Source organism: Serratia nevei (genome assembly GCF_037948395.1).
In the GTDB taxonomy this organism is placed as follows: Bacteria; Pseudomonadota; Gammaproteobacteria; order Enterobacterales; family Enterobacteriaceae; genus Serratia; species Serratia nevei.
The window spans coordinates 2,732,858-2,744,021 of record NZ_CP149940.1; the positions used below are offsets into that span (position 1 = coordinate 2,732,858).

The 11,164-nt window shown below is 60.7% G+C and carries 12 protein-coding genes; 9 read left to right on the plus strand and 3 right to left on the minus strand.

All coding sequences use genetic code 11. From position 1 onward, the window contains the following. Positions 1 to 89 precede the first annotated feature (89 nt). The 3 genes from V8N38_RS13130 (at position 90) to V8N38_RS13140 (ending at position 2,619) form a co-directional block, all read left to right on the plus strand. Positions 90 to 1,481, plus strand: coding sequence for an amino acid permease (locus tag V8N38_RS13130; RefSeq protein ID WP_147839907.1), 1,392 nt, complete (start codon positions 90 to 92; stop codon positions 1,479 to 1,481). A 223-nt stretch (positions 1,482 to 1,704) separates the two neighbouring features. Then, a complete protein-coding gene (locus V8N38_RS13135; protein WP_147839906.1) occupies positions 1,705 to 2,190 on the plus strand; it encodes a hypothetical protein in 486 nt (161 codons plus the stop codon). Between the two features lie 33 nt (positions 2,191 to 2,223). After that, positions 2,224 to 2,619 carry a pyridoxamine 5'-phosphate oxidase family protein gene (locus V8N38_RS13140; protein ID WP_060418640.1) on the plus strand — a complete coding sequence of 132 codons (396 nt, stop codon included), beginning with the start codon at positions 2,224 to 2,226 and terminating at the stop codon, positions 2,617 to 2,619. 100 nt (positions 2,620 to 2,719) lie between these two features. Here the strand turns inward: V8N38_RS13140 and V8N38_RS13145 are convergent, their stop codons facing one another. Further along, positions 2,720 to 3,130 carry a hypothetical protein gene (locus V8N38_RS13145; protein ID WP_038880297.1) on the minus strand — a complete coding sequence of 137 codons (411 nt, stop codon included), beginning with the start codon at positions 3,128 to 3,130 and terminating at the stop codon, positions 2,720 to 2,722. A 184-nt stretch (positions 3,131 to 3,314) separates the two neighbouring features. On the opposite strand from V8N38_RS13145, the gene folM reads away from it, so the two are divergent. The 4 genes from folM (at position 3,315) to V8N38_RS13165 (ending at position 7,673) form a co-directional block, all read left to right on the plus strand. Beyond that, positions 3,315 to 4,037, plus strand: coding sequence for a dihydromonapterin reductase (gene folM / locus V8N38_RS13150; RefSeq protein WP_060418637.1), 723 nt, complete (start codon positions 3,315 to 3,317; stop codon positions 4,035 to 4,037). Between the two features lie 75 nt (positions 4,038 to 4,112). After that, positions 4,113 to 4,838: a two-component system response regulator RstA gene (gene rstA / locus V8N38_RS13155; RefSeq protein ID WP_049198289.1), complete on the plus strand. Its 726-nt coding sequence runs from the start codon at positions 4,113 to 4,115 to the stop codon at positions 4,836 to 4,838. Further along, positions 4,835 to 6,139 (plus strand): two-component system sensor histidine kinase RstB, encoded by a 1,305-nt coding sequence (rstB, locus tag V8N38_RS13160; RefSeq protein WP_147839905.1) that lies wholly within the window; start codon positions 4,835 to 4,837, stop codon positions 6,137 to 6,139. Before rstA ends, rstB begins: the two co-directional genes overlap by 4 nt. Before the next feature lie 34 nt (positions 6,140 to 6,173). Further along, positions 6,174 to 7,673 carry a carboxypeptidase M32 gene (locus tag V8N38_RS13165; protein WP_147839904.1) on the plus strand — a complete coding sequence of 500 codons (1,500 nt, stop codon included), beginning with the start codon at positions 6,174 to 6,176 and terminating at the stop codon, positions 7,671 to 7,673. Between the two features lie 167 nt (positions 7,674 to 7,840). Here the strand turns inward: V8N38_RS13165 and V8N38_RS13170 are convergent, their stop codons facing one another. Continuing rightward, the gene (locus V8N38_RS13170) at positions 7,841 to 8,746 is read right to left on the minus strand and encodes an alpha/beta fold hydrolase (protein ID WP_147839903.1); all 906 of its coding nucleotides are present in this window, start codon (positions 8,744 to 8,746) and stop codon (positions 7,841 to 7,843) included. 185 nt (positions 8,747 to 8,931) lie between these two features. On the opposite strand from V8N38_RS13170, the gene asr reads away from it, so the two are divergent. After that, on the plus strand, positions 8,932 to 9,207 hold the full coding sequence (asr, locus tag V8N38_RS13175; RefSeq protein WP_025302975.1) for an acid resistance repetitive basic protein Asr: 276 nt from the start codon (positions 8,932 to 8,934) through the stop codon (positions 9,205 to 9,207). A gap of 294 nt (positions 9,208 to 9,501) precedes the next feature. Continuing rightward, the gene (locus tag V8N38_RS13180; RefSeq protein ID WP_049198285.1) at positions 9,502 to 10,314 is read left to right on the plus strand and encodes a trypsin-like serine peptidase; all 813 of its coding nucleotides are present in this window, start codon (positions 9,502 to 9,504) and stop codon (positions 10,312 to 10,314) included. Positions 10,315 to 10,351: 37 nt separating this feature from the next. Here V8N38_RS13180 and V8N38_RS13185 read toward each other — a convergent pair whose 3' ends face one another. Further along, positions 10,352 to 11,128, minus strand: coding sequence for an AraC family transcriptional regulator (locus V8N38_RS13185; RefSeq protein ID WP_060439848.1), 777 nt, complete (start codon positions 11,126 to 11,128; stop codon positions 10,352 to 10,354). Positions 11,129 to 11,164 lie beyond the last annotated feature (36 nt).

Below are 11,164 nucleotides of genomic sequence, written 5' to 3' on the forward strand. Positions count from 1 at the left end.
CTATTGTCTATTCGCGCAGTGGTTGTTAATACATTGTTGCCGCCAAGCAGTTCCCTTCCAGTTGTTTATTCTGCGTTCAGGATCCGTCATTGGAAAAAAAACTCGGTCTTACCGCGCTAACCGCTTTGGTGCTCAGCTCGATGCTGGGCGCCGGCGTGTTCAGTCTGCCGCAAAACATGGCGCAGGTCGCCAGCCCCGCCGCGCTGCTGCTGGGCTGGGGGATCACCGGCGTCGGCATTCTGTTTTTGGCCTTCGCCATGCTGCTGCTTACGCGTTTGCGTCCGGATCTGGACGGCGGCATCTTCACCTACGCCAAGGAAGGGTTCGGCGAGCTGGTGGGCTTCTGCTCCGCCTGGGGTTACTGGCTGTGCGCCGTGATCGCCAACGTCTCGTACCTGGTGATCGTGTTCGCGGCGCTGAGTATCTTCACCGATCGCGGCGGCAGCGTCATTCTCGGTGACGGCAATACCTGGCAGGCGCTGATCGCCGAATCCGCCCTGCTGTGGATCGTGCATGCGCTGGTGCTGCGCGGCGTGCAAACCGCGGCCAGCATCAATCTGGCGGCCACCCTGGCCAAGCTGCTGCCGCTGGGGATGTTCGCCGTTCTGGCGGCGATCGCCTTTAAAATGGACGTGTTCACGCTGGATTTCAAAGGCATCGCCCTCGGCAAGCCGGTGTGGGAACAGGTCAAGGACACCATGCTGATCACTCTGTGGGTGTTTATCGGCGTGGAAGGCGCCGTGGTGGTTTCCGCCCGCGCCCGCAATAAGAAAGACGTGGGCCGCGCCACCATGCTGGCGGTGCTGTCGGCGCTGGCGGTGTATCTGATGGTCACGTTGCTGTCGCTGGGCGTGGTGCCGCGCAGCGAACTGGCCGAAATGCGCAACCCGTCGATGGCGGTGCTGATGGTGGAACTGATCGGCCCGTGGGGAGACGTGCTTATCGCCGCCGGCCTGATCATTTCCGTGTGCGGCGCCTACCTGAGCTGGACCATCATGGCGGCCGAAGTGCCGCTGCTGGCCGCGCAGCACGGCGCGTTTCCGCGCGTGTTCGGCAAGCAGAACTGCCATCACGCCCCGTCCTCTTCGCTGTGGCTGACCAACATTGCAGTGCAGCTGGCGCTGGTGCTGATCTGGCTGACCGGCAGCAACTACAACTCGCTGTTGACCATCGCTTCAGAAATGATCCTGGTGCCTTACTTCCTGGTCGGCGCGTTTCTGTTCAAGGTGGCTTACCGCCGCCGCGACAAGCGCCTGATCTTCGCCGCGACCGGCGCCTGCGTCTATGGTTTGTGGCTGCTGTACGCGTCCGGGCTGATGCACCTGCTGATGTCGGTGCTGCTGTATGCGCCAGGGCTGTTGGTGTTCATGTATGCCCGCCGCGGCCACCGGGATATCAATCTGCTGAATCGCCTGGAAAAGAGCAGCATCTTCTTGCTGCTGGTGGCCACGCTGCCTGCCGGCTGGTTTATGTTGCACTAACATCGTCTGCCAATGCGGCTGCCCTGCAGCCGCATTTCGTTTCGCCGCTTCCCTCTTTTTTACCTCTCTCCCCGTTGTTGATCGGTCAATTGCCATGCTTGCGATCTTAAATGCAATTAATTATCATTATCATTTATAGCATCACCGGCAGGACACAGGTGAGGCCCCCGATGGCAAACATCAGGAGGTCTTGTTAAGACAGGCTGAAAATGGAAGGAATTTCATGGCTGAAAAACTGCTGCACGCACTCCCCCTGTTTGCCGCCTGGGAAGCGCTGATCGCCGAAGGCAACACGGCGTTCAATCAGCAATGCGATCGCCTGGCAATGACGCACTATCAACAGGCGCTGGAAGTCGCTCAGGCGATCCTCGCCGAGAAACCCTGGCTAAATGCGGACTATACCGCCAGATTTGAAGCGCTGAATCTTTTCGAGTCAGCCCTTGCCGCGCTGATCGTCACGTTCAACAACATGACCCATCTGCGCCTGCGGCAAAAGCCTCTGCGCGGCGTTGAGCCGCACGTGCATCAGGCCCGGCTCGCCATCGAGCAGGTGATGGACGATACCTCGCTGTGCGAACAGATGCAGCAGGTCGCAGAACGGCACCTGCTGCGTTTCCGAATAGAGACGCTGCAGGTGCTGCGCGAACACCGGCTGCCGGAAACCAGCGTCTGCGCACCCACGGTAAACCATTCCGCCACCGTGCATTAACAACGACACCACGACCTGAGGGGTAATCTGCCAATGAATGAATTGAATGACGACATGAAGAAAATGCTGGCCAAACAGCTGCCTGTACAGGCAACCAGCAGCCCGAACGGCGTGCCCGATATCGGCCCCAAACGTTCTCTGCGCCTCTATGATGACCGTACGCTGATTTACAACGAAAATACCGGTGGCCAGACGCTGCAAAATATCAGGGAGGGATCGAAAATGGCCGTCGTGGTCATCGACCGCGAGGCGCTGGACGGTTACCGCTTCGTCGGCACCCCGGAACTGTTCCTGGCGGGCAAGCCGTTTGACGACGCGTTGGCATTTGCAGAAAAAAATGGAATGAAGCCGCCGAAATACGCGGTGCTCATTCATATAGACAGTATTTATACCCTGCGCTCCGGCCCCAATGCCGGGACCCGGCTTTAAAGGCAGGCCGCTACGCAGCGCGGAATTTCACGTTCATGGTTAGGCCATCGCGGTCAGTCAATTGCCTAACCATGAACGGGCGGCCGGTCGATGCAACCGGTCAGCTTTTAGGGGGAATGGTGACGGTCATACGCTCACCCACCAGGGCAATCGCGATGCCTTCCGCGCACTCTTTCTGAATGGCCGCCAGCTGTTGAGTCTCCAGTGCATAGGGCAGCTGAATATCAAACACCGTCAGGCCCTGCTGCTGCGCCAGGTCAATCAGGCGCACGATATTGGTTTCATCGCTGACCTGCGTTGACACCACCTGCAGCGCCAGCTCTTTCAACTGCTCTTTGCGCGTTTGTGACGTGGTCACGCGCGATTTCAACACCATGCCGAAGATCGGCATCACACCATAAATAGCATCAACAAAGCGCCAGTGCTTCCTGCACGATGCGGACAGAAAATCCATGTAGTCGAAACAGATTTTCTCACTGCGCGCGATGGATGCAAGGTGATTGCTGTTCATCCCCTCATTCCTCTCATGGCCAGTGTTAACCCGTGGTCTTTCAAGCCGCCGCCGGGCGACAACCTGAAATGCATTGGGGATCTTACATCCAGAAATGGATAATCATGCGAAGCTTTAACGACTTTCCGCCGTATAATGGCATAATTCCCCTATTGTTTGCCAGTCTGTCCAGGAGCTTTAATCAATGGAACACCCCAACTCTGCCCCGGTGCTGATTACCGGCGGCGCGCGGCGCATCGGGCTGGCGCTCGCCAAAGCGTTTCTCGAGCGCGGCGTTCCCGTCATCATCGCCTATCGCAGCGAATATCCGGCGATGGCCGAGTTGAAAACCTTGGGCGCCTGCTGCATTCAGGGCGACTTTTCCACGCACGAAGGCATCTACCTTTTCGCCGACCGGGTGCGGCAGGTGGCGCCTAAACTGCGCGCGGTGATCCACAACGCCAGCGCCTGGCAGGCCGAGTCGCCGGAGGTGCCGCCGGAGCAGGTAATGGCGGCGATGCTGCAGATTCACGTCTATACGCCCTATTTGCTCAATCAGCTGCTCGAATCCTGCCTGACCGGCCAGGGCCAGGCCGGTGCCGACATCATCCATCTGACCGACTACGTGGTGGAAAAAGGCAGCGACAAACACATCGCCTATGCCGCCAGCAAGGCCGCGCTGGACAATATGACCCGTTCATTTGCCCGCAAGCTGGCGCCGGAGGTCAAGGTCAACGCCATCGCGCCGGCGCTGATCATCTTCAATGCGGGCGACGATGAAGCCTATCGCCAGCAGGCGTTGGCGAAGTCGCTGATGAAGGTAGCGCCGGGCGAGAGCGAAGTGGTCAACCTGGTGAACTACCTGCTGGAGAGCCGCTACGTGACCGGCCGCACCCACGGCGTCGACGGCGGGCGGCCGCTACGCTGACGCAAAGATCCGCATGGCGCATCCTCGCGGGCCGCGCTATGCTGAAATCCGCTTTTCTTATTAAAACACGGGCATATGCATAAAATTGTTTTTGTGGAAGACGATCCTGAAGTCGGCAAACTGATCGCCGCCTATCTGGGCAAACACGACATCGAGGTGCTGATCGAACCGCGCGGCGACAGCGCGCAGGCGCGCATCGAGCGCGAGCAACCCGATTTGGTGCTGTTGGACATCATGCTGCCCGGCAAAGACGGCATGACGCTGTGCCGCGATCTGCGCCCCACCTTCCCCGGCCCGATCGTGCTGCTCACCTCGCTCGACAGCGACATGAACCATATCCTGTCGCTGGAAATGGGCGCCAACGACTATATCCTGAAAACCACGCCGCCAGCGGTGTTGCTGGCGCGCCTGCGTTTGCACCTGCGCCAACACAGCCAGCAGCCGAAAGAAGAGTCGGTTCAGCCGCTCACCCAGCACAACGCGCTGCATTTCGGGCTGTTGTGCATCGATCCGGTCAACCGGCAGGTCACACTGGGCGAAGAAACCGTCACCCTGTCCACCTCGGATTTCGATTTGCTGTGGGAACTGGCGACCCACGCCGGGCAGATCATGGATCGCGAGGCGCTGCTGCAAAACCTTCGCGGCGTGAGCTATGACGGTATGGACCGCAGCATCGACGTGGCGATCTCCCGCCTGCGCCGCAAGCTGTACGACAATGCGCTGGAACCGTTCCGTATCAAGACCGTGCGCAATAAAGGTTATCTGTTCGCCCCTAACGCCTGGGCATCGGTGCAACAATGAGAAAACTTTTCGTCCAGTTCTTCCTGTTGCTGTTCGTCTGTTTTCTGGTGATGGCGATGCTGGTCGGCCTGGTGTACAAAGTGACCGCCGAGCGCGCCGGCCGCCAGTCGATGGACGATCTGATGAAAAGTTCGCTGTATCTGATGCGCAGCGAGCTGCGCGAAATCCCGCTGAAGGACTGGAACAAGACCATCGCTACGCTGGATCTCAACCTGTCGTTCAAGCTGCATATCGAGCCGCTCGGCAAACAGGAGCTGAGCGAGGATCTGAAAAAACGGCTGCGGCTGGGGGAAATCATCGCCCTCGACGATCAGTACACCTTTATGCAGCGCATTCCGCGCAGCCACTACGTGTTGGTGGTCGGCCCCATTCCTTATCTGTTCTATCTGCATCAGATGCGCCTGCTGGATCTGGTGTTGCTGGTGTTTATCGGCATGTCGCTGGCGCTGCCGGTGTTTCTGTGGATGCGGCCGCACTGGCAAGACCTGCTCAAGCTGGAAAACGCCGCCCAGCGGCTCGGCGCCGGGCATCTGGATGAACGTACCCACTTCGATCCCACCTCCAGCCTGAGCCGGCTCGGCGTGGCGTTCAACCAGATGGCCGACAACGTCAACACCCTGATCGCCAGCAAGAAACAGCTGATCGACGGCATCGCCCACGAGCTGCGCACGCCGCTGGTGCGCCTGCGTTACCGGCTCGAAATGAGCGATAACCTGTCCGAAAGCGAGCAGCAGGCGCTGAACCGCGATATCGGCCAGCTGGAGTCGCTGATCGACGAGCTGCTGACCTATGCCCGTCTGGACCGTCCGCAGGTTGCGTTAAACATTGGACCCATCGATCTGCCAAAGTGGCTCGAGGACAAGGTCGATGATATCCGTCTTATTCATCAGGAACGCGACATCCAGCTCGATATCCCGCACGTCGGCGACTTCGGCGGCGTCGATCTGCGCCTGATGGAGCGCGTGCTCGACAACCTGGTCAACAACGCGCTGCGCTATTCCGAACAGCGTCTGCGCGTGGGGCTGTGGTTTGACGGCGACCTCGCCTGCTTGCAGGTCGAGGATGACGGGCCGGGCATCCCGCCGGAAGAGCGCGAACGGGTGTTTGAACCTTTCGTCCGTCTCGACCCCAGCCGCGATCGCGCTACCGGCGGCTGCGGGTTGGGGCTGGCCATCGTCCATTCCATCGCCGTCGCCTACCAGGGACAGGTGTTCGTCGAAGGCAGTTCGCTCGGCGGCGCCAGCTTCCGTTTCTGCTGGCCGGTGAAGCCGACATTCAGTTTAAAAGCCGATCTGGCGTAATACCGCCGGACCTTCTCATTGGAGCCGAATAATAATGACATCTGCACATTCCAACACGTCTGCTTACGATCACCTGCGCGCCCTGTTCAGCCGGCTGTCGCGTTTCGGCCACCTGTCCGCCATCGCCGGTTGGGACATGCAAACCATGATGCCGCCTGGCGGCAGCAAGGCGCGCTCCGAAGCGCTGGCCGAGCTGAGCGTGCTGCAGCACCAGATTTTAACGGCACAAAGCACCGGCGAGCTGTTGGATCGCGCACAGCAAGAGACGCTGGACGAACTCGATCGCGCCAACCTGCGCGAAATGCGCCGCCAATATGAAGACGCCGTGCTGCTGCCGGCGTCGCTGGTCGAAGCCAAGTCGCTCGCCGGCGCGCGTTGCGAACACGCCTGGCGCGCCCAGCGCCCGGCCAACGATTGGGACGGTTTCGTCGAGAATCTGCGCGAGGTGGTCAAACTCAGTCGGGAAGAGGCGCTGATCCGCGCACAGGCAGCCGGCACCAGCCGTTACGACGCCCTGCTCAACCTGTATGAACCGGGCATGCGCAGCAGCGATCTCGACCGCATCTTCGGCGATCTGAAAACCTGGCTGCCGGATCTGCTGCAGCGCGTGGTGGCCAAACAGGCCAATGAGCCTTGCCAGACGCCGCAGGGCCCGTTCAATGTGGACACCCAGCGCCAGCTGAGCCTCAGCGTGATGAAACTGCTCGGTTTCAACTTCGACAACGGCCGCGTCGACGTCAGCGCCCACCCGTTCTGCGGCGGCGTGCCGGAAGATGTGCGCATCACCACCCGTTACAACGAGAAAGAGTTTCTGACCGCGCTGCTCGGCATCGTGCATGAAACCGGCCATGCCCGCTACGAGCAGAATCTGCCGCGCGATCTGCTCGGCCAGCCGGTCGCCCTGGCCCGCTCCACCGCTATCCACGAATCGCAGAGCCTGCTGTTCGAAATGCAGCTGGCGCGCGGCAATGAATTCCTGAAAATCTTGCGTCCGCTGGTTACCGCGCAGTTTGGCGAACAGCCGGCGCTGGAAGAAGCCAACTTCATTCGCCTCAACCAGCGCGTTAAACCGGGCCTGATCCGCGTCGACGCCGACGAGGTGAGCTATCCTGCCCACGTCATCCTGCGCTACGAAATTGAAAAAGCGCTGATCGAAGGCGATATCGAAGTGGAAGACATTCCGGCACTGTGGAATGAGAAGATGCATGCTTACCTCGGCCTCGACACCATCGGCAACTACCGCAACGGCTGCATGCAGGATATTCACTGGACCGACGGCGCTTTCGGCTACTTCCCGACGTACACGCTCGGCGCGATGTACGCCGCGCAGCTGTTCCACAGCGTGCGTCAGGCCCTGCCTTCTCTCGGCGAGGACATCGCCGCCGGCAACCTGCAGCCGCTGTTCCACTGGTTGCAGCACAACATCTGGCGCCACGGCAGCCGTTTCCCGACCGAGACGCTGATCGCCAACGCAACCGGCGAAGCGCTCAACCCACGCTATTTCCGTCAGCATTTGGAAAACCGCTACCTGTAATCTCCGCTGGCGCGGCCCTGCCGCGCCCTTTTCCCGCCTGTATGACCGGATAATGCTTCATAACGCACGTTCTGTGCCGACATCGCCTTGGCTACAGAGTGGCGGGTGGCCTCCCTCCATTTGTATGTTGTAACTAAAATAGCAAAAAACGCCGGCGTTCCGGCCTCTCATCCCAGCGCATGACGGGCGATCATCGCCGCCAGCTGCGGCCTCAACGGGGACGGCAGGTCATGCCCCATGCCCGGCATAATATGTAATCTGGCGTTGGCGACCGCGCGGGCGATCGCCACCCCGCCCGCCTTGCGCACCAGCCGATCGCGATCGCCGTGAATGACCAGCGTCGGCGCGGCAATGCGCCGGCTGTAGCGACGCAGATCGCCGCTGCCGAGCAACGCGGAAAGTTGCCGCTGCATACCTTCCGGATCCACGCCCCGCTTTAACAGCCGATGCACCAACGCATCCAGCTCCGCCTCCTCCGGCGGGTAAAACCGGGTGCCGAGCGCACGCAGGAAGGCTTTCATCCCCTCGCGGCGCTGCTGCAGCGTCAGATCGGCCGCAGGTCGGCGCACCAACAGCCACAGCAGCGAAGGTGCCGGCGGCGGCAACAGCGGCTGATTGGTGCTGGAGAACAAGATGCACAACGAGGCGACGCGCTGCGGATAGTCGGCGGCCAGCACCTGCGCGATCATGCCGCCCATCGAGGCGCCCAGTACGTGGGCCTGCGGGATACGCAGGTGATCGAGCAGATGCGTCGCGTCCGCCGCCATGTCCGCCAGGGTATAAGGCACCGGCGTTTGCCAACCGAGCTGGGCGCGCAGCATCAGCAGCCACAACGGCTGCGTGCGTTGCGCCTGCGTTTTGCCGGAAAGGCCAACGTCGCGGTTGTCATAACGGATCACCCGAAATCCCTTGGCCACCAGGGCACGGCAGAAATCGTCAGGCCACAGCAGCAGCTGTGCGCCGATGCCCATGATGAGCAGCAGCGGCGGGTGCGCCTCATCGCCCCAGTCCTCATAGGCCAGCGGCACCTCGCCCTGTTCAGTCACGCCACAGCGAATCGTTATCTCGTTCATTTTAAATCCCTTTTATCGCGCCTGGCGGTCATTATAGCAGCAATCCCCCTTGCCGCCGCCGCCCTGTACATTAGGTTACAAGCCGAAACCAATCACTCACGGAAAGCCGGGCGCCGTTTGCCTACTATCATCTCAACGGCCCCGCAGTGGGGTTGATACCCAAAAGTCATGTTGAGGATTCTGCGATGAAAAAAGTATTAGCTCTGGTTGTTGCCGCTGCAATGGGTCTGTCTTCCGTGGCTTTCGCTGCCGAGGCTGCCACCACCGCACCTGCGGCTACCGCAACCACCGCCACCGCTGCGCCGGCTAAAGCTCAGGTGAAACACCACGGCAAGAAAGCCCCGGTTCAGAAAGCTCAGGCGGCCAAAAAGCATCACAAAAAAGCCGGTAAGAAAGCCCCGGCTCAAAAAGCCCAGGCGGCTAAAAAGCACCACAAGAAAGCCAGCCACAAAAAAGCGTAATGACGTGAGGGTCCCCTCACCGCTTCAGGCTTGACGTGTACGACACCCGGTTCGCCGGGTGTTTTTTCATCGGGGGGTTCTCATTGATGCTGCGCCGCTACCTGTTCGAGATCGTTCTGACCGCCCTGATCCTTTGTGGACTGATCGCCGTCTTTTTTTACCTGTAGCCTGCCGCGTCGCCGGCGGGAAATTATTGAAAAATCAATTATTGCCCATCCACATGGCTGCTAAATCAGTCTATAGTTAGCATTCAGTGTGTTTATGGATGATCCGTATTTGTCAGGCAAGAGATCTATGCGCATATCCGTTTTACTGTTGCTGTGCTCACTCCCGCTCATCGCTGCTCAGGCGGCACGCGCCGACGGCCCGTCCAAGGCCGAGCAAACGCGTCTGTTTTTCGGCAAAGATGAACGAATCAAGGTCACGGATACCGCCGCCCAGCCGTGGCAGGCCATCGGCCAGGTCGAAACCGCCAGCGGTAATCTGTGCACCGCCACGCTGATCTCCCCGCACCTGGCGTTGACCGCCGGCCACTGCGTACTGGCACCGCCCGGACAACTGGATAAAGCCATCGCGCTACGCTTCGTGGCAGGCGATAAATCCTGGCAGTATCAAACCGGCAATATCGAGACCCTGGTCGACAGCAAACTGGGCAAAAAGCTGAAGCCGGACGGTGATGGCTGGATCGTGCCGCCCGCCGCCGCCGCCTATGACTTTGCGCTGATCCGTCTGAAAGACAAAAAGCCGCTGCCGATCGCACCGTTGCCGCTGTGGCAAGGCGACAGCAAGGCGCTGACCCAGGCCCTGAAACAGGCCAAACGGCTGATTACTCAGGCGGGTTACCCGGAAGATCATCTGGATGACCTTTACAGCCACCAAAACTGCAAGGTGACCGGCTGGGCCCAGCAAGGCGTACTGTCGCACCAATGTGATACCCTGCCCGGCGACAGCGGTTCACCGCTGCTGTTGAAAACCGCCGACGGCTGGCAGCTGATCGCCATCCAAAGTTCGGCGCCGGCGGCGAAAGATCGCTATCGCGCCGATAACCGCGCCCTGGCGGTACCCGGCATCCGCGAAGCGCTGGACGCCCTGGCCGCAGGCAAATAATCCTCTCTCAGCGGCGCATTATGCGCCGTTGTGCTTTTCAGCCCCCCTGCATATAGCGCCGCGGCGTGGTGCCGGTGAACTGACGGAAAAAGGCGATAAACGCGCTGTCGCTGGAAAACCCCAACCGCTGCGCCACCGCGCTGACCGACGGCAACGTCGCCAGCAGTTCGATCGCGCGCATCAACCGCCACTGCTGGCACCACTGCTGATAGCTCAGGCCGGTTTCCCGCACAAACAGCCGCGTCAACGTTTTGGCGTGCAGATTCAAGCGCTGCGCCAACGCCGCCAACCCCGGCAATTCGTCACTCTCCGGCAGCGTGGCCAGCCAGGCGGCAAGACGCCTATCCTGCGGCAGCCGCAGCTGGGTATTCTCGCGCTGCGCCTCGCTCAGCTCATTGATCAGCACCGCCAGCAAATCGCGCGCCTGGGGCTGCGCCAACGCAGAGTCCAGCGGCCAGTGCGCGATGCGCTCGACGATCGCCGCCAGCAGCGGGTTCACCGCCAGCACCGCAGCCTGTGGCGGCATGGCGGCGGTCAGCACCGGATCGAAATACAGCGAGCGATACGCGACGCGGCCGCGCAGCTGCACCCGGTGCGCAATGCCGCCCGGTATCCAGACGCCGCGCGTCGGCGGCAGAATCAGCCACTGCTGCGCCAACGTGACCGTCATGCACCCCTGCGGCGCATACAGCAGCTGCGAGCGCTGATGCCAATGCAGCCCGGAGTCGTGCTCCGCCAGTTCGGCCGCAATGCCGAGCACCGGTGCCGGCAGCCGATCCGGGTCGAACGGGTGATGCTGTTGAATCAGCGCCATCAGATTGTCCTATATCCGTTGTTTTTTGTCCTAATG